Origin of the sequence: Candidatus Rhodobacter oscarellae (genome assembly GCF_001078595.1) — a bacterium.
Classification (GTDB): domain Bacteria; phylum Pseudomonadota; class Alphaproteobacteria; order Rhodobacterales; family Rhodobacteraceae; genus Rhodobacter_B; species Rhodobacter_B oscarellae.
The window spans coordinates 2,626,277-2,649,469 of the sequence record NZ_LFTY01000002.1 but is presented as its reverse complement, the minus strand read 5'-3'; the positions used below and the strand labels follow the sequence as shown (position 1 = coordinate 2,649,469).

The following is a 23,193-nucleotide window of genomic DNA, read 5'->3' as shown; positions in this document are numbered from 1 at the left end:
CGCGCAGGCGTGTCCGGGCTTGATCCCTCTCTCACTTGGTTGCATAATGCAACTGTTATGGTCAAATCTTCCCCCCACAAGATCCAAGAAATCCGGCGCGCGTCGCGCCGATTGGTGCGCGCTCTGGGCTTCATGAAGGCAAACCTCGCAGGCACATCGCTCTCCCCGTCCGCAGTGCACGCAATTGTCGAGATCGGCAGCGGACAGGCCGGCCGGGCAAGCGAATTGGCCGCGACGCTGCAGCTCGAGAAATCTACCGTCAGCCGCCTGCTGGATCGGCTGTCTGAAAAGGGATTGCTGACGGTAACGCCAAGCGCGCGGGATAAGCGCGCCCAGGACCTGGAACTGACCGCGTCCGGAGCACGCCTTTACGGCGAGATTGAGCGTTTCGCCGATGCCCAGGTCAGCGCCGCGCTCGAACACCTGCCCGGGTCCTGCCACGACACCGTGCGGCTTGGGCTGGAACTCTATGCGGCCGCGCTGCAGGGCGAAAAGCCCAAGCCCGAATTCCAGATCCAATCCGGCTACACCCCCGGGATCCTGGCGGCGGTCACCGAGTTCCACGCGCTTTACTACGCGCAGAACTTTGAGTTCGGCGCGGTCTTCGAACGGAAAGTCGCCACCGAGATGGCCGAGTTTCTCGCCCGGGTCGATCACCCGCAGAACGAGGTCTTCTATGCGGCAATCCATGGCCGCGTGGTGGGCTCTGTCTCGATAGATGGCGAGGATCTCGCCGACGGGGTCGCGCATCTGCGCTGGTTCATCGTCGGCGACCAGGCGCGCGGCACGGGCATGGGCCAGCGCCTTTTGGCCGAGGCGCTGCGCTTTGTCGACGATATGGGCTTTGCCGAGACCCAGCTTTGGACGTTCCGCGGTCTGCAGGCCGCGCGGCATCTTTACGAGCAGGCGGGCTTTGTGCTTGTCGAAGAGAAGCCCGGGCAGCAGTGGGGCAAGGAAGTGTCAGAGCAAAAGTTCCTGCGCCCCCATGGTGCGAGCGGCGCAGGCCCATAAACCGGTCAGCTCTTACAGGCCGCCAGAAAACCGTCCACATCCGCGTCGCTGGTGCACCAGCTCGTCACCAGGCGGCAGGTCAGAGGCTCGTCGTCGGGGCCTTCGTCCAGCCCGGCGCCCGGCTCGGTGAGGTAGTATTTCGCGCCCGCGGCAAAGGCCGCCTTGTGCTGCGCGCGTGTCAGCTTGGCGAAGATCATATTCGCGTCCACCGAGTTGACCAGCGAGGCCCCGGGCAGCGCCGCCAGCCCTTGCGCCAGCCGCCCGGCGGTGCCGTTCGACGCGCGCGCCATGGAAAGCCACAGATCATCCGCCAAATAGGCCTGCATCTGCGCGCTCAAATAGCGGTGCTTGGAGAAGAGATGCCCGCCGCGCTTGCGCCGCAGCTCGAACTCCCAGGCCTTGGCGGGGTCAAAGATCACCACCGCCTCCACCGCCATCAGCCCGTTCTTGGTGCCACCAAAGCTGAGCACGTCCACGCCCGCGCGCCAGGTCATCTCGGCGGGCGTCGCCCCGGAGGCGACAAGCGCGTTGGCGAAGCGCGCGCCGTCCATATGCACGGGTAGGTGGTGGTCCTCGGCCACGGCGTTGATCGCGGCGACCTCCGTGGCGGAATAGACCGCGCCCATCTCGGTCACATTGGTCACCGAGACCATGCCGGGCTGCACATGGTGCACATCTCCGATCGTGCGCCTGCCGATGGCCGCGCGCAACGCGCCGGGGTCCATCTTGGCGTCCGTGCCGTCGATCAGAACCAGCTTGGCGCCGCCGGTGTAGAACTCTGGCCCGCCGCATTCATCCACCTCGATATGCGCATCGCGGTGGCAATAGATCGCTCCCCAGGGCGGGCAGAACGTGCCCAGCGACAGCACATTCGCGGTGGTGCCGCTGCACACAAGATAGACCGCCGCCTCGGGCGCCTCAAAGATCTCGCGGATGCGGTCGCGCACCTCGTCCATGATCGGGTCGGCGCCGTAGCTGCCCATATAGCCCTGGTTGGCGCGGGCCAGCGCCTCCATCACCGACGGGTGGGCGGGCGAGGAATTGTCCGAGGCGAAATACATATAGGTGGTCTCCGTTCTTTCGGCGCAGAGTTTTCCAGATCGCTGGGAATGTCCACCGCTTCTGACACGGTTGCAATCGGTGCGGGTTTGGGCCAGCCCTGAGGTGTTCTAGCGCGAGGGCAAAGACATGAGTAAGATCGCATTGGTCGGCATCGGCAAGATCGCGGTGGACCAGCACGTGCCCGCCATTGCGGGCGCGCCCGAGTGGGAGCTGGCCGCCACGGTCTCGCGCCGCGGCACGGTGGAGGGGGTGGAGGCCTGGACTGGCATCGACGAGATGCTGGCCGCGCGGCCGGATATCGGCGCGGTGTCGCTCGCCCTGCCGCCGGTGCCGCGCTTTGCCTATGCCGAGGCGGCGCTGCGCGCCGGTCGCCATGTGATGCTGGAGAAACCGCCTGGGGCCACCCTGGCCGAGTGCCACGTGCTGGCGGCGCTGGCCGCAAAAATGGGCGTGACGCTCTTTGCCAGCTGGCACTCCCGCGAGGCGGCCATGGTCGCCCCCGCCAAGGCCTGGCTCGCCGACAGGCAGGTCACCGGCGCCCATATCACCTGGCGCGAGGACGTGCGCCACTGGCACCCCGGCCAGGACTGGGTGTTCGAACCCGGCGGGATGGGCGTCCTGGACCCCGGCATCAACGCGCTCTCGATATTGACCGAGATCCTGCCCGCGCCGGTGCATCTGCAATCGGCCCTGCTGGAGGTGCCCGCGAACCGGCAGGCCCCAATCGCGGCGGATCTGGCGTTCAGCGGCGGGGTCACCGCCGAATTCAACTGGCTGCAAACCGGCCCGCAAACCTGGGACATCCAGGTGCATTGCGGCGATGACCGGCTCACCCTGCGCGAAGGCGGGGCCAGGATGGAGATTAACGGGCACGATCATGACGAGGCGGTGGTGGGCCCGACGGGCGAATACCCGCGGCTCTATGAGCGCTTCGCGCGGCTCGTCGCGGCGGGCGAGAGCGACGTCGACCTTGCGCCGCTCGTGCATGTGGCCGACGCGATGATGCTTGGCGCGCGCAAGAACGTGGAGGCGTTCGAGTTTTAATCGGGTGATACTTCCGAAGGCCCCGATCGGTGGGGTGTTTGGCCTAGCGAGGCCATTGGCGCGCGCCAATTTTCTTGCAAGAAAATTGCGAAACTCTTGCAAGAGTTTCCGTAGCGCGACCCGAAATGATCCGCTATGCGCAACCGCTTGTCAGCTTGCCGGACCAACTTTCCTTAGAAGGAAAGTACAAATCTCTTGCAAGAGATTTGGCGCGCCCAACGCCCAGTCCAGGCCAAGAGCAAACATTCCGGGAAACATCTCAAAGTTGATCTTTGCGATGGATGCACACCCGTGCAATAGTCCGATCATTAGCCAATCCAGATAAGGACACAGCCATATGCCGATTACCCACACATTCGCGCCGGGCGCCATGCTCGCCACCGCCTGCACGCTCCTCGCCGCGCCCGCCTTTGGGGGTTTTCATGATGGCACGGACCCGGCCTGCACCGGCGATGGCTGGCTGGCCAAGGACGACGCCACCTTCGCGGCGGACTGCGCCAACATGGCCTTCGACGGATCGCTGGAGGATCGCCAGAAGGTCGCCTGGATGTTCTTCGCGCGCGTGAACCAGCTGATCGACGACCCGGCCTATGGCGGCGTGTCCGGCACCGGGAAGGCGCCGGTCTGGATGGCCTGGCCCACGGATGCGGACACGTTCGGCACGGCGCAGCCCTTCGCGTTCTCGAACACTCCGCGCGCCGATATCCAGCCCGTGACCGAGAAGAAGGACCTCAAGGCGGGCCGCGTCGCCACCGCCGACCCCGACAGCGCCAACGAGGAGGTCAACCGCAACCAGACCAGCTATGACTACCTGATCCAGGCCGGGCTCACGACCAAGATCGACGTGGCCAGCTTTTTCGAGGCGAACGACTTCGTGGACATGCCCGTGGGCTCCATCGAGCTCAAGGCCTCCTGGCTGCAGGTGACCGAGGGCAGCCCCGCCCCCGAGGGCGCGCTGACCTTCCAGTTCGAAAGCGGCGAATACTGGTGGCGCGGCCTGCACATCATGGCCAAGATGCGCCCGCTCGACGACCCATCTGACATGTTCTACTCCGAGGACCCCTCGTGGTTCTGGACCACCTTCGAGTTCAACGCCAACACCGGCACGACCCATGTGCGCGAGGCCTTCATCACCCAGCGCGCGCCGCTGCCGCCGGAGCAGATCGAGGCGATCCTGCAGGCGGGCGGCATCGCGGGGTTCGGCTTTGAGGAATACGCCCCCAACGGTACCCAGATCCGCTTTACCGTGGACGGCCAGGGGGAGCAGCCGATCATCCTGGGCCACACGGATATGGAGGACTTTGCCGGGGCGCCCAACACCGCGCAGCCGCGCTACTGGACCAGCTTCGAGGCGTCCTGCCACAGCTGCCACGCTACGGCGAGCTACAACCCTGAAACGGCTTCGTTCTTCCCGTTCTCAGTGCCAACGGGAGCGCTGCACCCAGGCTACAACGTGTCGAACGCCCAGGGCTCGACGCATGTGTTCCTGGGCCAGGGCTACAAGCCGCTGGACTTCATGTGGCCGATCGCGTTCCAGGCGCGTTGACGATGGCGTTTTTATCGCCATCGTCGGTGATTTAGCGACCAACTATTTGCCTAGTCAGTTTTTATTCGTTGGCGGGTCCCGCGACTTTTGTAGCTTGAACTTTCGCGACAAATTCGAGTTTCGGAGCCAACGATAGACCACGGTAGCAAGGTTGATCGCTTGCTTCGTCAGGATTAGTGAGAGCCTTATCGTTAAGGCGATGGTCGGATCGCCACCCAGCAACGCGAATATGGTGGCAAAGATACTGATTATGGAAAAAAGGTGGTTCAAGCGGAGGGTCATCAAATTTATCCTCGTTAGTAGCATGTTTGTAAACTTTATGTAGACGTTTTTGTAGATAAAAAAAGAGGCGGTGGAGATTTTTCTCTTCCCTGCGTGTTAAGTGTTTGATATGCGTCACCAAAAAAAGGGAGCGGTACTCTGGCGAATGAGCGAGCAACAACGGCGATAGGCGAACGCCTGAAGTCGTTGAGAGAGGCAAAAGGTCTTTCTCAACGGCGTTTGGCCGAACTTGCGTTCGCCAATGTCAACTCTGCCATGCAGGTATCAAAGATTGAGACGGGTGAAACTCAAAGACCCCATGCGTCATCAATAGAAAAGCTGGCGAGGGCGCTCGGAGTGTCGGCTGAGTTTCTTAAATCGGGCGATGAGCCGGACATTCGATTGAAGACAGTTCTTCTGAATTTTCAGTCTCTGCCTTCTAGAATTCGCGGTCGGGATCTCGAGATTGAGACAATCCACAGAGAGTTGAACTCGGTTGGGCGCTCAATAAGTTTAATCGGCGATGGAGGGGTCGGAAAATCAACTCTAGCCCGATACTACGCGATTCGGCATCAGGCGGACTACGATGGTATTCTCTGGTGTGATGCGGACAACCGGGCCGCGTTGATCAACGATCTTTGCCTGCTCTACACGCTCTTCTCAACGGACCTTCTGCGGGAAGATCAAAAGAACGAAAACACCGTAAAACAGCTCTTCGCCCATATGGAGCAGCGCGGCGAACGATGGCTCTATGTCTACGACAACATCCAAGACTACGACACGCTGCGCGGTCTACTACCGCCGGGGCATTTGATCGTCACCACGCGGCAGAGCCAGGGCTGGGGCGAATTCAAGGTGCTGCACACCGATGCGCTGCCGTTCAGGGAGTTGGACGACCCGGCGGTGGAGGTGTTGCTGGAAACGGCGGAGCGGGACTCGGATCGTGAAGGCGCGCGGGCGCTGGCAGCGGCCCTGGGCGGGTCGCCCCTTGCCCTGGTGATCGTCGGCAGCCTGTTGCGGCGGCACAGGGATCGCAGCTTTGACTACTACACAACGGCGCTGGATGAGGTGCTGGTCGAGGAGGACGCCTACCCCGAGTACCTTCAGTCCCTCAAGGCCTCAGTTCAGCTGAGCTATGACGATATATCGGACGACCCGCAGATTCAAACCGATGCACAGATGGTCGCAGATCTTTTCGCTTGGTTGGCGCCGGAGGGACTGGAGGCGGGGCTGATCACTGATCCGCCAAGCGATCCGTCATGGGGACAGTTTAAGGGCGACATACCAGAGCCATTGCAAGACCTAGCGCAGGCCCCAAGCCGTGTCCTGAAGTCGGTAGAAGCGTTAGAGGACCGCTCGCTGATCCGCCGGGTGGGCTCCAGTTTTGCAATGCATCGCATGACCGCTGCCGCCTTGCGGGCCATGCAATCTGAGCGCTTGTTGAACGAGGCTGCCGCCGCCCTGCTCGCTGCGGTCTATCCAGGTGGCGATGGATATCAAAACCCAGGATTTTCAGGGAATTGGCCGCTTTGCCGTCGCCTGACCCCGCATGTCCGGGCGCTTTGGGCCAGCGGCAATGCTCCCGTAAACGCTGCGATGGAATATTTGCTAAATCAGGCCGGGATATTCTTAGGCAAGATTGGTGACAACTCTGGCGAAATTGACCTAAAACGTGCTTCACTGGACCTCAAATCCGCGCGACTGCCAGAAAACGACCGGGACATTGCCGTGGGCCATGCCAATCTCGGTTTGGCGCTGCAACGCGCCGGTGATTTGGAGGCAGCAGAGCTTGAATGCCGCCGCGCCGTTGAGCTTGGAGTTCAATACCATGCTGGCACAATTGACCTTGCTGATTGGCGCGACCTCTTAGGTGGGCTGCTGCTCGTCAAAGGTCGCGCGGGCGAACCAGACGCACTCACCGAGTCCTTGCGAGAGTACCAGCGGTCTGCGGCGATTCTGCGCCGCCATGTGCCGCGCCTCAGCGACGCGCGGGCGCAGGTGCTCAACAACCTCGGTACGGTGCGCGATGAGCTTGGACAATTGCCGGCAGCATTGCGGCTCGGTGAATACTCACTGAACATTTGGCGGGAAGTTTTGCCGGAGGGCGACGCGCGGCGTGGATATGCGCTTTTGAACGTCGGCGCGATGGCACTCAAAGCTGGCGCGGCGGATCGCGCCGAACCGCTTCTGGAGGAGGCGCTGGCGCTTTGGCAGGCGGTCTATCTCGAGGCACCGAAACATCCTGAGATCGTCAACGTTGCTGGTTGGCTCATCTCCACCTATCTCACCCGCGCGCGGGCGGGGGAGGATGCGCAAGCGCGCAAGGTGAAGGCGATGCAACTTTGCGATGAGTTCGGTTTTGACTACGACCAGAGGGTCGAGCACGCCAAGCGCTACCCCTACGCCCCCTAACCCCGCATCACCTTGTGCCCGACAAAAGTCCGACGATTTGCCGACGTTTTGCCGACGCCGGTTACGCCTCATCCTCGCGGCTCAGCACATAGGTGCCTGGGGCGGCGCAGATCGGGTCCTTGATGTCCCGCGCGGGGACCTTTGCGCCCGCGGATTTCGCCAGCCATTCGCCCCAGCGCGGCCACCAGCTGCCCTCGTTATACGTCGCGCCCTCGCGCCAGTCCTCTTGGGTTAAGCCATTGTCGTCATTGGTGTAATGCCCGTATTTCTTCTTCGAGGGCGGGTTGACGATCCCGGCGATATGGCCCGATTCCGACAGGATAAGCTGCTTGGATTTCGACCCCATCATGTTCACGCCGCGAAAGCTGTCTTGCCAGTTCGCGATGTGGTCGGTCTCGCAGGCCACCGCCGTCAGCGGCACATTCACGTCCGAGATGTGCAGCCGCTCGCCCAGAAGCTCTATCCCCTTGTCCGCAAAGCGGTTTTCCTGGCAGAGCTCGCGCAGATACTCGATCACCATGCGCGCCGGCAGGTTCGTGCTATCCCCGTTCCAGTAAAGCAGATCAAACGCCGGCGGCGTCTCGCCCATCATGTAGCTGCGGATCGCGGGCTGGTAGATCAGGTCGTTGGGCCGCAGGTAGCTGAACGTGCGCGACATAAAGAAACTGTCGAGATAGCCCGCCTCGGAGGCCTCGCGCTCGATCCCATCGACGAAGTCGTCCGACAGGAACGGCGTGAACTCGCGCTGGTCCGAGAAGTCGGTGACCGTGGTAAAGAAGGTGGCCGATTTGACCGACTTGTCCTTCTTCTTGGCCAGGTAGGCCAGGGTCATCGACAGGGTCGTGCCCGCGATGCAGTAGCCCACCGCGTTGACCTGCTTCTCGCCGGTGATCTCTTTGACCTGGTCGATCGCGGCCAGAAAGCCCTCCTCGACATAGGTGTCCACGCCGACATCGGCGTAACTGGCATCCGGGTTGGCCCAGCTGACCACGAACAGGGTGAAGCCCTGGTCCACAACCCACTTGATCAGCGAGTTCTTCTCTTTGAGATCAAGGATGTAGAACTTGTTGATCCAGGGCGGGAAGATCACCAGCGGGGTCTTATGCACCTTCTCGGTGGTGGGGGCGTATTGGATCAGCTCAAACATGCGGTTGCGGAACACCACCTGGCCCGGCGTGGTGGCGATGTTCTTGCCCACCGAGAAGGCGTCCTTGTCGGCGAGCGTCACCAAAAGCTCGCCCTCGCTGGCCTCGATATCGCGCACCAGGTTGTTGAGCCCGTCCACCAGGGACTGCCCGTCGGTCTCCACCGCGCGCTCCAGCGCGTCGGGGTTGGTGGCCAGGAAGTTCGTCGGGGCGAAGGCGTCGATGATCTGGCGCGAGAAGAACTCCACCCGCTGCTGGTCGCGCGGCTCCAGGCCCTCGATCCCGGCCACGGCCTTTTCCACCGCGGCGGCGTTCAGGGAATACTGCTGCTTGACGAAGTTGAAATAGGGGTTGGTCTGCCAAAGCGGGTTGGCAAAGCGGCGGTCGCTGGGGGTGTTGTCCTCTGGTGAGGCCAGATTGCCCTCGGCCAAGGCGCGCTGCGCCTCGACGAAATGCTGCAGCGTTTGGCCCCAATAGGCCGCCTGCTGCTCGAACATTTTGGAGGGGTTGGCCAGCATGTCGGCCCAATAGGCCCCCGCCGCCTTCATATAGACATCCTGCCCCGGGCCGGCGAGCCCCTGGTCATAGGTCCGCTTGTTCGCAATTGCAGAAACGAGGCGGGCAGAGAGTTCCTCTATCTTAACGATATTGTCGTTTAATTTCTCTAGGTTCTCACCGGTTGTCAGATCATCGGTTGTCATTTTACGAATTCCGGCTATTTTGCAGGTGCAGCAATACAGGCGTTTACCTTACACGGAAACGCGACGTTTCGCCATCGTAAGTCTGGGGCGGGGCCAAAAAACGAGGTGAGCAGATGCGTTACATGGCCACATATGACCTGATGGAGACCGCGCGGGTCACCAACCAATGGCTGGGGGCATCGGCGCGCGCCTTCGGGTCCTATCCGGCCACGGGGCTCTATCCCAACCCGTTCTTTCAGATGCTCTCGGCCTGGGGCGAGGTGACCGAGCGGACCTTCTCGCGCATGGTGGCCAAACCGGATTGGGGGATCAACTCGATCACCGCCGAGGATGGCCGCGACCATGTGGTCGAGGTGGAGACGGTGGTGGAGCGCCCCTTTGGCGATCTGATCCGCTTTAAGGTGCTGGGCCGCAAGGCGCGCAAGCGCAAGGTCATGCTGGTGGCGCCGATGTCCGGCCATTACGCGACGCTGCTGCGCTCGACGGTGGCCTCGCTGCTGCCGGATGCCGAGGTCTATATCACCGATTGGCACAACGCCCGCGACATCCCCGTCAGCCGCGGCAAGTTCGACATCGAGGATTACACGATCTACCTGATCGAGTTCATGCGCGCGCTGGGCTCGGACGTGCATGTGGTCGCCGTCTGCCAGCCGGTGCCGCTGGCGCTGACCGCTACGGCCTATCTGGCCGAGCACGAGCCCCAAGCGCAGCCCAAGACGCTGACCCTGATCGGCGGCCCGGTGGACCCGGACGCCGCGCCGACCGAGGTGACGGATTTCGGCCGCCGCGTGACCATGGGCCAGCTTGAAGAGACCGCGATCCAGCGCGTCGGCTTCAAATACGCGGGCGCGGGCCGGATGGTCTATCCCGGCCTTCTGCAGCTTGCGGGCTTCATGTCGATGAACTCCGACAAGCACGCCAAGGCGTTCTCCGAGCAGGTGCTGCGCGTGGCCAAGGGCGAGGCCGGCGACCACGACAAGCACAACCGCTTCTACGACGAATACCTGGCCGTGATGGACATGCCGGCGGAGTTCTACCTCTCCACCGTCGAGCGGATCTTTAAGGATCGCGAGATCGCGCGCAACGCCTTCACCGTGAACGGCAAGCCGGTGGATCTCGGCAAGATCAAGGACGTGGCGGTGAAGATCGTCGAGGGCGAGAAGGACGACATCAGCGCGCCGGGGCAGTGCCTGGCGGCGCTGGACCTGCTGACCGGGCTGAGCGCGGACAAGAAGGCCGCGCATCTAGAGCCCGGCGCGGGCCATTACGGCATCTTCGCGGGCAAGTCCTGGCGCAACAACATCCGCCCGCTGGTGCTGGACTTCATCGACAGCAATGACGGCGCCGCGCGCCGCAAGGCGACGGCGAACAAGACCAGCAAGCCGCGCGCGGTCAAAAAGAAAGCCGCGGGCGGGCGCGCGGCGAAATAGCCCCCGCCCGCCCGGCCGGGCATTGCCCCTGCCGAGCGCCCGGTCTAAGCAACACGCATGACCACCGCCTCCAATACCGGGATCTTTCTTCGCGCCGCGCTTGACGGCGCGCCGTTCATGCTGGTCGTAGCCCCGTTCGGGCTGCTCTTTGGCGTGATCAGCACCGAGGCGGGCCTGTCGCTTGCCGAGGTCATCGCGTTCTCGGTGCTGGTGATCGCGGGTGCTGCGCAATTCACCGCGCTGCAACTGATGCTGGAGCACGCGCCGACGCTGCTGATCCTGGCGGCGGGGCTGGTGGTGAACCTGCGCATGGCGATGTATGCCGCAGCACTTGCACCGCATCTGGGCGCGGCCCCCCTGCGCTGGCGGCTCCTGATGGGCTATTTCAACTTCGACCAGAGCTTTGCCCTGGGCCTGCAGGCCTACGAGGCGCAGCCCGCCTGGTCCATGCCCCAGAAGATCGCCTATTTTCTGGGGGTCGCCCTCCCGCTGGGCGGCCTGTGGGTGCTGGTGACCTGGCTGGGCGCGGTCACCGGGGCGATCATACCCGACAACTACGCCCTGGACTTCGCCATGCCGATCACCTTCTTAGCGCTGGTGGCCCCGGGGCTGAAGAGCCCGGCGCATATGGCCGCCGCCGCGACCTCTATCGCGCTGGCCTTGGCCCTGGCCTGGCTGCCGGCGGGGCTGGGGCTGATCCTGGCGGCGATGGCCGCGATGGCGGTGGGCGCCGAGGTCGAGCGGCGGGGGGCCGGGCCATGAGCTACGACACCTGGGAGATTTGGCTTCTGATTGGTGGGCTGGGGCTTGGCACCTTCCTGATCCGGTTCTCGTTCCTGGGGCTCATCGGCGGCAGGCGCATGCCTGAATGGGTGCTGCGGCACCTGCGCTATGCCCCTGTGGCGGTGCTGCCGGGGCTGGTGGCGCCGCTGGTGATCTGGCCCGAGGCGACGGGCGGGGCCCCGGACCTGCCGCGCGCCGCCGCGGCGCTGGCCACCCTGGCGGTCGGGCTTTGGACCCGCAGCACGATCTGGTCCATCCTGGCCGGTGCGGGCACGCTTTTTGGGCTCATAGCGCTTGGCGTTTAGGCTTTGCTTGGATGCGCAGGGCGCGAGTTATCTTGGCAACAGATGATCGGGCCTGGGCTTGAGTGGTCCTTTGACTGCAAGCGCTTCGCTTCAGCAACGCTTGCCGACACCAGACGCAGCGGCACCCCAGCCGCGCAACCGCCCGAGCTTGCCTCGGGCAGCGGCCATTCGGCCATTCGCTCGAACCGGTGGCGCTGAATGACCTCATTCCCCCAGGAGGCCGCTTTTGCGACGCTGCATCTCGTTGAAACGTCTCGGTTTCCAGCGACGTCGACGTTGATTGACCTGATGCGCAAGCGACCTCCAGGTCGGCCGCTGCCCGGGTTGCATTTGGTTCGAGGAAGAGGCCCCGGATCAAGTCCGGGGCGGCGTTTCGACCCACGCCCGCTCCCGGCCAAATGCGACCACGCGAAACTCAGGCACCACGAGCCATATGCCCCCCAAAAAGCATCTGAATCCTTCGTTACCAACTGCGGCGCAATTGCGCGCTTTCGTCCTGGTGACAGCGCCGCGGGAATAGACTATCCACCCACAAGCGCAGACGAAAAGGGTTAGGCAGATGGCCGAACACAAGCATGGCGAGATGGACGTCTCGGTTCAAGAAAAGACCTTCGCGGGATTCATCAACTGGGTGACGCGGGCGTCGATTGGAATAATTATCTTCCTGGTCCTGTTGGCCATGATCAACGGCTGATACGCTCGCCGTGAATGTTGGGGTGTGTTCATGCGGCAGCTGATTCTGGTATTGTGTTTCCCGTTCCTGCTGGCGGCCTGCGGGGCAGAGCCCGTTTGGGCCCCCGAGGAAGAGGTGCAGCGGGCGATCTACCGCCACGACGCGCCGCCCTCGATCACCGTGATCACGGTGGTGTCCAACCGCGACGGGTCGGGCGGGCACTCGGCGCTGCTGATCAATGGCTCGCAGCGGCTGATCTTTGATCCGGCGGGCACCTGGCACCATCCCCACATCCCCGAGCGCAACGACGTGCATTTCGGCATGAAGAACGCCGCGGTGGATTTCTACCTCGATTACCACGCGCGCGAGACCTGGCACGTGGTCAGCCAAGAGATCCCCGTCTCCGCCGAGGTGGCAGAGCGCGCCTTGGCGCTGGTCAAGGGGTACGGCGCGGTCTCAAAGGCCTACTGCACCCGCGCCAACACCGACATCCTGGCGCAGCTGGAAGGGTTTGAGGGCGTGCCTCGCACCTTCTACCCGGTGAAGCTGATGAACTTTATCGACACGATCCCGGGGGTGAAGCGCAGCACGTTCTACGACGATTCGCCCGCCAATAACGGCACCATCAAGGCGCCGGCGCTGCTCTAGCGCCGCGGGTTAGGCCTGCTCGGAATCCAGCGCGCATTGCGGGCTGTTATAGAGCTGCGTGAGCGGATCAGGATCGCTGGTGCTGATGCGCATTTCATACCCACCGAAGAGGCCGATCATCTTGGCCTGGTCGCGGAACGCCTCGGCCAGCCGCGGTGCCTGGCCCATCGCGAAGCTGCACAGCAGATCATTGCCGTCATAGGCGCCGATGCGGATCCGGCAGGCGCCATCGGCGGCGCCGTAGATTTCGCGGTCGACGCTCATACCGGTTCGAAACAGGTCGTGCAGGTCCTGGTGGAGCGGCGCGCAGGTCTCTAGGTGCTTGGCGAAGCTGCGGTACTCTAGCTTGGTCTGCACGCCACCAAAGAAATAGGCAAAGCCCGATGGGGCAAAGCCCGCCACGATGACGAAAGCGGCGAGGATGTGGTGAAGGCGCATGGGTCTCCCTCCATGGGTTGCTGCGTCCCTGATAGGTCGTTGCAGCGCGCCGGAGGGTTCAATCGCCCCCTAAAGCAGCGCGCCGAATTCCGTGGGTAGGCGCAGCGGGCCGCTGGCGATCTTGCCGACCTTATTGGTGCGGGCAAAGTCGGTCAGGATCTGGCTTTTGAGCGCGGCGCGGGTCTCGGGCGTCAAATCGCCACGCGGGCGGGCTTCGACCTCGCGCAGGATGCCGACATATTCCTTCCAGGGGCGCCGCCAGCTGCCAGAGCTTGCCGCGCCGGCCTCCTCCTGCTCGCCGTAATAGGCCTTGCGCGTGGCCACGTAGCGGTCCAGCAGGTCGCGGTCGCAGTAGCGCAAGTGAAACAGCAGCAAGTCCGGGTCGATCACCCAGGGCGCGCCCCAGACGCGGTGATGCGTGGCCCCGCCGAAGTTGAAGTAGAAGGCGCAGGGCTTGCTATACTGCGCGTTGCAATAGACCCAAGGGCGCTGGCCCAGAACGGGCTGAGCAAGGTCCAGCGGCGCCTCGTCCTCCTCAAGACCGTGCAGCACCTCAAACCCCAGCGCCGAGCGCACCATCTCGCCGTCATGCCGGTCGGCGAGGAACTCTGCCAGCGCGCGCCCGTCCCCCGGGGCGGGCATGACGAACTCGTCGATATCCACCATCAGGACGCACTGAAAATAGGCTTGCAGGCCGCGGATCAGGAAATGCTCGCAATCCAGGCGGCGGCGCTCGAAATTCTCCAGCCCCGTGCCCCGCAAGGGCACGCTCATCACCGAGCAGCCCGCGAAGATCTGCTCCAGCTCTTCGTCCTCGCCATGGATGATGACGTAGATGTCCTTGAGCCGCTCCACATGCTGGCGGTAATGCGCGATCCACTTGCGCGCCCAGTGGTGGTCGCCGCGCACCATGGTCAGGATGGCCAGGGGGGATTTGCTTGAGGACATCAGTGCGGCACCGGCATTTTATGGCTCGTATCCCTGTTGTGGCAGAGCGGCGGGCGCGAATGAATACCCAATTGCAGCCTTTGCGATACCATAATCAATGCTTAGCTAAACTGCATGTGGTTCTTTCGTTCTTTTACGTACCTACATCCGCCGGGCTCGCAATGGGTTACAAGAATTCTACTGTTTCTGGCGCTTTACCTGCTGTTTGATGGCGCGCAGGGCAGGTGGCTGGGCATAGAGGTCTTCGGGCTTAAGATCGCGGTGTTCTTCCATGCGCTTTTGATCGTCGTGCATCGTTTACCGGTTACTTTGGACCGCATGCGCGCCGCCGAACTCCCGGCGGTGGCGCCCATAGCAGTGGCCGTTGCGCCCGTCTTTCTGGCCATCCTCTTTGCGCCAAGCCTTTGGCACCTGCAGGTTTACCACCTATTCGGGCTATGCTTTTTTGCCGGTTTTATTACGATTCTAATGTTCGCCTCCGACGATGAATTCCTCAACGGAATACCGGATGTGTGGGCGCCGAACGCACGGCTGGTGCGCCGATCGTTTTGGCTAAGGGCCATTCAATCAGCCCTGCTGGCGCTGATCGGCAGCTGGGTGATCGCGTCGGGCTCAGAGCTGGACTGGGTGGTGTTCTTTCTCTTGGCGCCGACGATGCTGTTCTACGTTCGGCAGTGGCTGATGGTTCTGACCGTGATGACGGACCCGGACGGCGAGCCGTAACTGGCCGAGGGCTACTCGCCGGGGCGTTTCAGCGAGAACAGCTCGGTGACCGTGGTGTAGTCGCGATAGCCCAGACGGGCGAGCGGGTTGAAGGCCAGGATGTCAAACTTGCCGTCGCGGACGCAATCGTCGCGCAGATGGATGCCGGTGACCTCGCCAAAGACGACCGTGTTGGCCGCGCCCGGAAGCTGCACGGTGCGGGTCAGCTTGCATTCCAGCACCGCGGGCGCGCCCGCCACATAGGGGCAGTCCACGGTCTGGGCCTGGGCCTTCTCCAAACCGGCCAGCTCGAACTCGTCGACCTCCATCGGGTGGATGCCCGCCGAGGTGTTCATCGCGTCCCGCATCGCCTCGGCCACGATGTTCACACAGAACACGCCGGTCTCGACGATATTGGCCACGCTGTCCTTCATCTCGGCCCGGTCCGGCTTGCCCGAGGTGCAGGCGAACATGACCTGCGGCGGCTCATAGGCGACGCCGTTGAAAAAGCTATAGGGCGCGAGGTTGGCGCGGCCGCCCGCGTCCTGGCTAGAGATCCAGCCGATGGGCCGCGGCGTGATGATCGCATTGAACGGGTTGTGCGGCAGACCGTGGCCGTCTTCGGGGCGGTAGAACATCTGCGAATTCCTTTGCGTTGCCCAAGACCTAGCTGCGTGCTACGGGCCTTTCCACCGAAAACGAGGGGGCAGGGTTGTATTCGCTCGCAACAGAGCAGCCAGAGGACTGGTGGGAGGTCGAGGCCCTCTATGACTTGTGCTTTGCGCCGGGGCGCGAGGCGCTGTCCTCCTACCGTTTGCGCGATGGGGCGCCGCCGGTGGCGGCGCTCTGCCTGGTGGCGCGGGACGCCGATGGCATCTTGGGCGGCGCGGTGCGCTTCTGGGAGGTCCGGGTGGGCGCAGCGCGGGCGCTTCTGCTGGGCCCCATCGCGGTGCACCCGACGCGCCAGGGCGAGGGGTTGGGCGGGCTCTTGATGAACCAGTCGCTCGGTGCGGCGCGCGCGCTGGGCTGGGAGCGCGTAATGCTGGTGGGGGACGCGCCCTATTACGGGCGCTACGGCTTCGCGCCGCTCACTGGGGTCGAGATGCCGCCGCCCACCAACCCCGACCGCGTGCTGGGCCTGCCCCTGGTGCCGCGCGCCTGGCAGGGTGTCGCGGGAAAGGTCGCGCCGGCGGGTTGAAAACCGCTGGCCCCGCCCCAATGTAAAGAGCATAAACATTGGGAAGGGAGGCAGTATTGGAGCTTCTAGAGAAACCGATCACCGGGGACCTTGTCGAGGACCGGTTGCAGGAGCTTGCGCAGCGCTACGCGCGCGCGGGCGGGCCGATCATCCAGGTCCTCAATCTTATCGGCGGGCAGACGGACGACCTTATAAAGCAGCTGCCAGAGGGGTTCTCGGACAACCTCGTGGCCGGGACCGAGCAGGCGCTGCGGCTTGCGATGAAGGCCGCCGAGCGCTCGCGCGGGGTGATCGGCGACCAGCCGGGCTGGCTGACCCAGGCGGTCAGCACCGCGGCGGGCGCCGCCGGCGGGTTCGGCGGGCTGGGCAGCGCGCTGGCCGAGCTGCCGGTGACCACCACGATCTTCCTGCACGGCATCCAAAGCGTCGCCGTCGAGCATGGGTTCGACGCCTCCGAAACGGGCGTGCAGTTCGACTGCGTGCAGGTCTTCGCCGCCTCCGGCCCGCTGGAGCATGACGACGGCGCGGATCTGGCCTTTCTGACCACGCGCATGGTGCTGACCGGCCCGGCGATGCAGGCGCTGATCGCGCGCGTGGCGCCGCGGCTGGCGGCGGTCCTGGGCCAAAAGCTTGCCGCGCAGGCTGTGCCGCTCCTGGGCGCCGCGGCAGGGGCGGCCACGAACTATGCCTATTCCAGCTACTACCGCGAGATGGCGCATGTGCATTTCGGGCTGCGCCGCCTTGGGATCGAGGCCGACCGGGACATGGACGTGCTTGTGAAGTCCCTGCGGCAGCGATTGCCCAGCGGCTAGGCGCTTGTTGGGTGCGTCGGTTGAATCCGGCGGGCTATACTCGACCACGGGGCGGCAAAATTGTCGCCGCGGCGCATCACGGTTGCAAACTCGTCGCCGATTGCCAACGCGCCCGCGCCCGCGTCGTTAACAAGCGAGACATTGTCGCTAATCGGCATTTCTTGGGCCGCGTGTAGTCTGCGGGCCCAAGGCCCGCTGTGGGGTTGAGTAATGCCGACATTCGAGATGCAGCCGGACTTTTTTGTCTACGCGGCGGGGGCGCTTTTCATAACGGGCTATCTGATCATCAACCAGGTGATCCTGCGCCTGATCGTGATCTTCGGGACGTTCTTTTACATCGCCTATTACGCGACCGTGGCCGAGGCGCCGCTCTGGGGCGCGATCTACATGTCCAGCGCGCAGGGCACGGCGCTGTTGATCGGGCTGCTGATCCTGGTGGGCCGGAACACGCGCCTGGCGATCCCGCGCAGGTTCCAGGACCTCTACCCGCGGTTCTCGCATCTGCCGCCGGGGGATTTCCGCGCGCTGATGCGGCGCGGCAGGCGCTATATGACCGAGACCGAGGAGGTGCTGGGCCGCGAGGGCGCGCCGGTGGACCGCCTCGTCTATGTGATCTCGGGCGTGGGTCAGGTCCGCAAGCGCGGCGAGCGCTTCACCGTCCCGCCCGGCGTCTTCATCGGAGAGGTCGCCTACCTAATGAACCGCGGATCCGCCGCGACCACTACGCTGCCCGAGGGCTCCGAGATCATCGCCTGGGACAAGGCCGTGCTGGACGCCGCCAGCGCCAAGAGCCCGCGCTTTCGCCTGGCGCTTGAGGCGGCGATCTCTCGCGACATGGCGGCCAAGGTCGCCCTGGCCGTGGCGCCCGGCGATATGCGGCAGAACGCCCCCCAGGGCTTTGACACCGGGCAGACCGCGCCGTAAAGAATAGGAAGGGCCGCGGTTCGGAGACCCCTCGTGAGTGACCTTCCAGAGTACTACTTCCGCGTGCGTGACAACGGCGCCTTCGTGTTCCGTGTGGACACGGAGAATCGCCAGCGCCGGATCGAGATGGACCAGATCGCGGTGGTCAACATCAAGAGCGGGCAGGTCAAGGTGCATGGCGACCGCGCGCTCAGCGCCGCCGACAAGGCCGCCATCGAAAACTGGATGGCCGAGCGCAAGGCGCTGCTGGCGCGGCGCAACCTGGATGATATCCACCGCGCCGTCGATTATCTCAACCAGACCGCGCATTGGGTGAACAGCTCGGCCGATGACGAAGAGCTCGCCGAGGTCACCGACGCGCTCCTGCTGGCGATGCATGACCTGCGCACCGTGCTGGTGCGCAAGAAGGCCGACCAAATGATGAAAGCGGCCAAGAAGCCCAAGGTGCCCGGCGAATAGCCTAACTTAGGCGATGGCCTGCCCGTGCAGCCGCCAGAACCGCCGCATCAGCAGCCCCGCGGCCAGCGCTAGCCCCAGAACCAGCCCCAGCCAGACGCCGTTCGCGCCCAGCCCCAGCGGGAAGCCGAAGAGGTAGCAGCAGGGCATGCCGACCAGCCAATAGCTCACCGAGGCAAAGATCATCGGCACGCGGGTGTCCTGCAGCCCGCGCAAGAGCCCCAGCGCTATGATCTGCAGCCCGTCGAAGACCTGGAACAGCGCCGCCATGGCCAGAAGTCCCGCGCCCACGGCGATAATGGCCCCGCGATCCGGGTCGCCGGGGTCGGTGAAAAGCCCCATCAGGAACTCCGGCACCGAAAGATACACCAGGATCGTCAGCAGCGCGAAGCCGACCGACGCCATGGCCGCGACCAGCGCGCCGTCGCGCAGCCGCTGCGCATCGCCGCGCGATAAGGCGTTGCCGACCCGAACGGTCGCCGCCTGGCTGAGCCCCAGATGCACGATGAAGGTCAGCGAGGCGAGCTGCAGTGCCACGCCATGCGCGGCCAGGGGGATCTTGCCCAGCCATCCCATCAGGATGGCCGCCGAGGCAAAGAGCCCGGTCTCAAAGAGATGCGTCAGCCCGATGGGCCAGCCAAGGGTAAAGACCCGCCGGAACCCCTCGCGATCCAGCCGCCAGATGCGCTGGAATAGGGCGTGCTCGGGCAGCACCCGCAGGCTGTAGACCATCAGAATCAGCAGGTTCACCGACTGCGTGATGACCGAGCCGATGGCGGCGCCCCTCAGCCCAAGCTCCGGCGCGCCGAAATTGCCGAAGATCAGCGCGTAGTTCACCACCGCGTTCAGAACCGCCGCGATGGCGGTGCTCCAAAACACGATCTGGGTGCGCTCCAGCGCGGCAAGGTAGTTCTTCAGCACCATCACAAAGAGCGCCGGCAGGACCCCGAAGCCGATAATGCCAAGAAAGCCCGCCGTGTCGGCGGCGATCACCGCCTCCTGCCCAAGGGCCAGCAGGATCGGCTCGGACCACAGGAAAACCGGCAGGAAAACAAGCCCATAGAGCGCAGAGATCCACAGCCCCATGCGGGTGACGCGCCGGATCTGGGTGACGTCGCCCTTGCCCGCGGCCTCGGTCACCAGGGGCAGCACCGCAAAGCCGAAGCCTGCGCCGACTAGGAAGATCAAAAAGAACATCATCCCGCCCAAGGCAGAGGCCGCGAGCGCGTCGACCGAGTACCAGCCCAGCATAAGCGTGTCGGTGAGACCGATGATGATCTGCGCCACATGGCTGCCGATCAAGGGTAATCCAAGAACCAATAACGCGCGGGCGTGTTGGGGATATGTCAATCTCGCCGCCATGGCCCGCCTTAGGACGTCCCGCCCCGGTCCACAAGCGGAACCTGCGAGGGCGCGCGGCGGTACAATCTTGGCGCCAATCGCCCGCCCCGGCGCCGCTGACGCAAAGCGCGCGCCGGGGTTACGGGGCGGCACCGAAAGCGGGGCCGGGGCGGGCTCATAAAGCGTGCGCCTTGTGCGCACTCATTTTAACAACAGCCCCAGAGGCAAACCCTACCGGACGGGCCTTTTCCTTCCGGCGCGCTTCTGCCACTCTCCGGCGCAAAAGGGAGCCGCCTCATGCCGATCAAAGCCTGCGTTTTCGATGCCTATGGCACGCTGTTTGATGTGGCCGCAGCGGCCCGAGAGGCCGCCGCCGAGCCGGGGCGTGAGGCTCTTGCCGCCTGCTGGCAGAAACTCGCGGGCGACTGGCGGCTTAAGCAGTTGCAATACACCTGGCTGCGCGCCGTCGCCGACGCCCATACCGATTTCTGGGAGGTCACGCAGAACGGGCTGGACTGGGCGCTGGAAGCCAACGGGCTGCAGGGCGACGCCGAGCTGCGCGCGCGCCTCCTGGCGCTTTATTTCGAGCTTTCCGCCTACCCGGAGGTGCCCAAGATGCTGGCGCAGCTGAAGGCGGCGGGCTTTGCCACCGCGATCCTGTCGAATGGCGAGCCCAAGATGCTCGCGGGCGCGGTGGAAAGTGCGGGCGTGTCGGATGTGCTCGACGATGTGCTGAGCGTGCAGGATGTGGGCGTCTTCAAGCCGCATGCGTCGGTTTACCAGATGGTGAACACCCGCTTCGGCACCGCGTCGGACGAGGTTCTTTTTGTGTCCTCCAATGGCTGGGACGCGGCCCATGCCTCCGGGTTTGGGTTCACCACCGTGTGGGTGAACCGCGCGGGCGAGCCGATGGACCGGCTGCCCTGGACCCCGGCGCATGTGCTGTCGGATCTCACCACGATTCCCGATCTCGCGGGCGCCGCATGATCCAGCATTTCACCAGCATCGACGGCACCAAAATCGCCTATCGTGACGAAGGCGCGGGCGCTCCGGTGCTGTGCCTTTCGGGGCTGACCCGGAACGGCTCGGATTTCGACTACTCCGCGCCGCATCTGGGCGATGTGCGGCTGATCCGGATGGATTATCGCGGGCGCGGGGCCTCCGACTGGGCGGATCCGGCGAGCTACACGATTATGACAGAGGCGCAGGACGCGCTGGCGCTGCTCGACCATCTGGGCGTGGGGCGCGCGGCCATCCTGGGCACCTCCCGCGGCGGCATGATCGCGATGTTTCTGGGGCTGACGGCCAAGGCGCGGCTCAGCGGCGCGTGCCTGGTGGATATCGGGCCGGACCTGTCCCGCGAGGGCCTGACGGTGATCAAAGGCTATATCGGCAAGAACCCGGTGGCCAAGTCGATGCGCGACGTGGCGCTGGCCCGCGCGCGGATGCTGAACGGCTTTGCCAATGTGCCCGAGGCGCGCTGGCTAGAGGAGGCCCAGAAGCACTTCGTCGACACAGGCGACGGGCTGAGGATCAATTACGACCCGGACCTGGCTCGGATCTTTGACGAGAACGCGGACGCGCCCGCGGCCCCGCCCGACATCTGGCCCTGGTTCGACGCGCTGGGCGGTCTGCCGCTGGCGCTGATCCGCGGCGCGAACTCCGATCTGCTATCGCGCGAAACCGCCGCCGAGATGCAGCGCCGCCGCCCCGACATGGTCTTTGGCGAGGTGCCGGATCGCGGGCATGTGCCCTTCCTGGACGAGCCCGAAGCCGTGGCCGTCCTTCGCAACTGGGTGGAGAGCCTATGAATATCGAGATGATTGAGGCCGCCGCCGCGCGGCTTGATGGCGTCGCGCGGCGCACGCCGCTGCTAAGCTCGCCCTTCCTGGACGAGATCGCCGGGCGGCGGGTCCTCATCAAACCGGAATGCCTGCAGCATACCGGCTCGTTCAAGTTCCGCGGCGGCTATAACTCGGTCGCGGCGATCGACCCGGAGACACGCGCGCGCGGCGTGATCGCCTATTCCAGCGGCAACCACGCCCAGGGCGCGGCCTTGGGCGCGCGGCTGCACGGCGTGCCCGCGGTGATCGTGATGCCGCAGGACGCGCCCGCGATTAAGCTCGCTAACACCGCCGCCCTGGGTGCCGAGGTGGTGACCTATGACCGGGTGGGCGGCGAGAGCCGCGAGGCCATCGGCGAGGCGCTAGCGACAGAGCGCGGGCTGACGTTGATCCGGCCCTATGACCACCCAGAGGTCATAGCCGGCCAGGGCACCACCGGGCTAGAGATCGCTGCGCAGGCGACAGAGCATGGCGTGACCGAGGCGGACGTGCTGGTCTGCTGCGGCGGCGGCGGGCTGACCTCGGGCATCGCGCTGGCGCTAGAGGCCAAGGCGCCGGGCCTAAAGGTGCGCCCGGTCGAGCCTGAGGGGTTCGACGACGTAAAGCGCTCGCTGGCCTCGGGCCAGGTGGTCACCAACAACACCCAGACTGGGTCACTATGCGATGCGGTGCTGACCCCGGCGCCTGGCGAGTTGACCTTTCCGATCATGCAGCGGCTTTGCGGGCCCGGGATGGCGGTCACGGATGAGGACGCCCTGCGCGCCATGGCCGAGGCCTTCAACCGGCTGAAGATCGTGGCCGAGCCCGGCGGAGCGGTGGCCCTGGCCGCGGCGCTTTACCATGCGGCGGAAGTCGAAGGCGACGCGGTGATCGTCGTGGTCTCGGGCGGCAATGTCGACCCGGCGGTGTTCCAACGCGCGTTGGCGGGTTTCTCCGACTGACGCCTTGGTGTGCCAGTAGACCATCCCGATTGGCGGTCAGTTATTGGCCTGGAGCAGGCATTTGGGCGCGCCAAATCTCTTGCAAGAGATTTGCACTTTCCTTCCAAGGAAAGTGGGCCCGCGCGCCGGTAAGAGGTTGGAATAGAGTGATCATTTCGGGGCGCGCTGAAGAAACTCTTGGAAGAGTTTCGCAATTTTCTTGCAAGAAAATTGCGGCGCACCGATGCCCGCTCCAGGCCAATTGCAGCCTTTGTCAAAAAGCATCTCCTTTCGATCCGTTCGCAATGGTTACCGGATCGTAACCTGGCCCGGGCATCCTCTGCCGCGAAGCTTCAGTGCGGGCGTAGCGGCCCGCGCATTAGACAATTCCAGCGCGTTTTGGGGCGAGTTTCCCAGGCGCGCCGGTCGGTAGATCGCTTGAGGCCGGGTGACGCCGTGCCTCGCCACCGATGGACATGTCGCCTGTGGCGGCCGCCCATTCAAAATAGACCTCGCTGGGAACTCAAACTCACGACTTCCAGAAGCGACGGGAACAGAACCGATGAAAGAGTTGCCAAATGCCCTTGGG

23 protein-coding genes are annotated in these 23,193 nt (G+C 64.3%); 17 read left to right on the top strand and 6 right to left on the bottom strand.

The features are described from left to right. Window positions 1-57 precede the first annotated feature (57 nt). The gene (locus tag AIOL_RS17445; RefSeq protein WP_049644159.1) at window positions 58-1,011 is read left to right on the top strand and encodes a helix-turn-helix domain-containing GNAT family N-acetyltransferase; all 954 of its coding nucleotides are present in this window, start codon (window positions 58-60) and stop codon (window positions 1,009-1,011) included. A 5-nt stretch (window positions 1,012-1,016) separates the two neighbouring features. On the opposite strand, the gene AIOL_RS17440 is transcribed toward AIOL_RS17445, so the two are convergent. Beyond that, the gene (locus tag AIOL_RS17440) at window positions 1,017-2,072 is read right to left on the bottom strand and encodes a threonine aldolase family protein (RefSeq protein WP_049644158.1); all 1,056 of its coding nucleotides are present in this window, start codon (window positions 2,070-2,072) and stop codon (window positions 1,017-1,019) included. A gap of 127 nt (window positions 2,073-2,199) precedes the next feature. Here AIOL_RS17440 and AIOL_RS17435 point away from each other — a divergent pair, with 127 nt between their 5' ends. The 3 genes from AIOL_RS17435 to AIOL_RS17420 all read left to right on the top strand — a co-directional run bounded on the left by AIOL_RS17435 (window position 2,200) and on the right by AIOL_RS17420 (window position 7,336). Then, complete coding sequence (locus tag AIOL_RS17435; protein WP_049644157.1) at window positions 2,200-3,117, top strand: Gfo/Idh/MocA family protein; 918 nt, start codon at window positions 2,200-2,202, stop codon at window positions 3,115-3,117. Window positions 3,118-3,454: 337 nt separating this feature from the next. After that, on the top strand, window positions 3,455-4,663 hold the full coding sequence (locus AIOL_RS17430; protein WP_152912572.1) for a hypothetical protein: 1,209 nt from the start codon (window positions 3,455-3,457) through the stop codon (window positions 4,661-4,663). Window positions 4,664-5,083: 420 nt separating this feature from the next. Beyond that, on the top strand, window positions 5,084-7,336 hold the full coding sequence (locus tag AIOL_RS17420; protein WP_326973181.1) for a helix-turn-helix domain-containing protein: 2,253 nt from the start codon (window positions 5,084-5,086) through the stop codon (window positions 7,334-7,336). Between the two features lie 61 nt (window positions 7,337-7,397). Here AIOL_RS17420 and AIOL_RS17415 read toward each other — a convergent pair whose 3' ends face one another. Beyond that, a complete protein-coding gene (locus AIOL_RS17415) occupies window positions 7,398-9,182 on the bottom strand; it encodes a PHA/PHB synthase family protein (RefSeq protein ID WP_049644153.1) in 1,785 nt (594 codons plus the stop codon). A gap of 113 nt (window positions 9,183-9,295) precedes the next feature. Here AIOL_RS17415 and phaZ point away from each other — a divergent pair, with 113 nt between their 5' ends. From phaZ to AIOL_RS17385, 5 genes are all read left to right on the top strand, one after another. Then, the gene (gene phaZ / locus AIOL_RS17410) at window positions 9,296-10,612 is read left to right on the top strand and encodes a polyhydroxyalkanoate depolymerase (RefSeq protein WP_049644152.1); all 1,317 of its coding nucleotides are present in this window, start codon (window positions 9,296-9,298) and stop codon (window positions 10,610-10,612) included. 57 nt (window positions 10,613-10,669) lie between these two features. Then, entirely contained in the window at window positions 10,670-11,374 is a 705-nt protein-coding gene (locus tag AIOL_RS17405; RefSeq protein WP_049644151.1) for an AzlC family ABC transporter permease, read from the top strand. Then, window positions 11,371-11,700 carry an AzlD domain-containing protein gene (locus AIOL_RS17400; RefSeq protein ID WP_049644150.1) on the top strand — a complete coding sequence of 110 codons (330 nt, stop codon included), beginning with the start codon at window positions 11,371-11,373 and terminating at the stop codon, window positions 11,698-11,700. Before AIOL_RS17405 ends, AIOL_RS17400 begins: the two co-directional genes overlap by 4 nt. Before the next feature lie 559 nt (window positions 11,701-12,259). Next, window positions 12,260-12,394, top strand: a complete 135-nt coding sequence (locus tag AIOL_RS17390) for an aa3-type cytochrome c oxidase subunit IV (RefSeq protein ID WP_049644148.1) — start codon at window positions 12,260-12,262, stop codon at window positions 12,392-12,394. Between the two features lie 30 nt (window positions 12,395-12,424). Further along, window positions 12,425-13,021 (top strand): hypothetical protein, encoded by a 597-nt coding sequence (locus AIOL_RS17385; protein ID WP_049644147.1) that lies wholly within the window; start codon window positions 12,425-12,427, stop codon window positions 13,019-13,021. Between the two features lie 9 nt (window positions 13,022-13,030). On the opposite strand, the gene AIOL_RS17380 is transcribed toward AIOL_RS17385, so the two are convergent. Further along, window positions 13,031-13,459, bottom strand: coding sequence for a hypothetical protein (locus tag AIOL_RS17380; protein WP_049644146.1), 429 nt, complete (start codon window positions 13,457-13,459; stop codon window positions 13,031-13,033). A gap of 69 nt (window positions 13,460-13,528) precedes the next feature. Beyond that, window positions 13,529-14,407: a glycosyltransferase family 2 protein gene (locus tag AIOL_RS17375; RefSeq protein ID WP_049644145.1), complete on the bottom strand. Its 879-nt coding sequence runs from the start codon at window positions 14,405-14,407 to the stop codon at window positions 13,529-13,531. Window positions 14,408-14,521: 114 nt separating this feature from the next. On the opposite strand from AIOL_RS17375, the gene AIOL_RS17370 reads away from it, so the two are divergent. Then, window positions 14,522-15,130 carry a hypothetical protein gene (locus AIOL_RS17370; RefSeq protein ID WP_049644144.1) on the top strand — a complete coding sequence of 203 codons (609 nt, stop codon included), beginning with the start codon at window positions 14,522-14,524 and terminating at the stop codon, window positions 15,128-15,130. A gap of 11 nt (window positions 15,131-15,141) precedes the next feature. On the opposite strand, the gene AIOL_RS17365 is transcribed toward AIOL_RS17370, so the two are convergent. Next, window positions 15,142-15,747 carry a flavin reductase family protein gene (locus tag AIOL_RS17365; protein WP_049644143.1) on the bottom strand — a complete coding sequence of 202 codons (606 nt, stop codon included), beginning with the start codon at window positions 15,745-15,747 and terminating at the stop codon, window positions 15,142-15,144. Between the two features lie 74 nt (window positions 15,748-15,821). Here AIOL_RS17365 and AIOL_RS17360 point away from each other — a divergent pair, with 74 nt between their 5' ends. The 4 genes from AIOL_RS17360 to AIOL_RS17345 all read left to right on the top strand — a co-directional run bounded on the left by AIOL_RS17360 (window position 15,822) and on the right by AIOL_RS17345 (window position 18,502). Then, window positions 15,822-16,307 carry a GNAT family N-acetyltransferase gene (locus AIOL_RS17360; RefSeq protein WP_049644142.1) on the top strand — a complete coding sequence of 162 codons (486 nt, stop codon included), beginning with the start codon at window positions 15,822-15,824 and terminating at the stop codon, window positions 16,305-16,307. 56 nt (window positions 16,308-16,363) lie between these two features. Beyond that, window positions 16,364-17,119: an EcsC family protein gene (locus AIOL_RS17355; RefSeq protein ID WP_049644141.1), complete on the top strand. Its 756-nt coding sequence runs from the start codon at window positions 16,364-16,366 to the stop codon at window positions 17,117-17,119. 210 nt (window positions 17,120-17,329) lie between these two features. Next, window positions 17,330-18,043, top strand: coding sequence for a Crp/Fnr family transcriptional regulator (locus tag AIOL_RS17350; protein ID WP_049644140.1), 714 nt, complete (start codon window positions 17,330-17,332; stop codon window positions 18,041-18,043). A gap of 33 nt (window positions 18,044-18,076) precedes the next feature. Then, window positions 18,077-18,502, top strand: a complete 426-nt coding sequence (locus tag AIOL_RS17345; protein WP_200898763.1) for a hypothetical protein — start codon at window positions 18,077-18,079, stop codon at window positions 18,500-18,502. A 6-nt stretch (window positions 18,503-18,508) separates the two neighbouring features. Here AIOL_RS17345 and AIOL_RS17340 read toward each other — a convergent pair whose 3' ends face one another. Next, a complete protein-coding gene (locus AIOL_RS17340) occupies window positions 18,509-19,819 on the bottom strand; it encodes an MATE family efflux transporter (RefSeq protein ID WP_326973148.1) in 1,311 nt (436 codons plus the stop codon). Window positions 19,820-20,137: 318 nt separating this feature from the next. On the opposite strand from AIOL_RS17340, the gene AIOL_RS17335 reads away from it, so the two are divergent. Genes AIOL_RS17335 through AIOL_RS17325 form a run of 3 tightly spaced genes read left to right on the top strand, consistent with a single transcriptional unit; the run spans window position 20,138 to window position 22,625 of the window. Continuing rightward, a complete protein-coding gene (locus tag AIOL_RS17335; RefSeq protein ID WP_049644137.1) occupies window positions 20,138-20,827 on the top strand; it encodes a haloacid dehalogenase type II in 690 nt (229 codons plus the stop codon). Further along, window positions 20,824-21,651, top strand: a complete 828-nt coding sequence (locus AIOL_RS17330) for an alpha/beta fold hydrolase (protein WP_049644136.1) — start codon at window positions 20,824-20,826, stop codon at window positions 21,649-21,651. The genes AIOL_RS17335 and AIOL_RS17330 overlap by 4 nt, the downstream gene beginning before the upstream one ends. After that, on the top strand, window positions 21,648-22,625 hold the full coding sequence (locus AIOL_RS17325) for a threonine ammonia-lyase (RefSeq protein WP_049644135.1): 978 nt from the start codon (window positions 21,648-21,650) through the stop codon (window positions 22,623-22,625). The genes AIOL_RS17330 and AIOL_RS17325 overlap by 4 nt, the downstream gene beginning before the upstream one ends. Window positions 22,626-23,193: the final 568 nt, after the last annotated feature.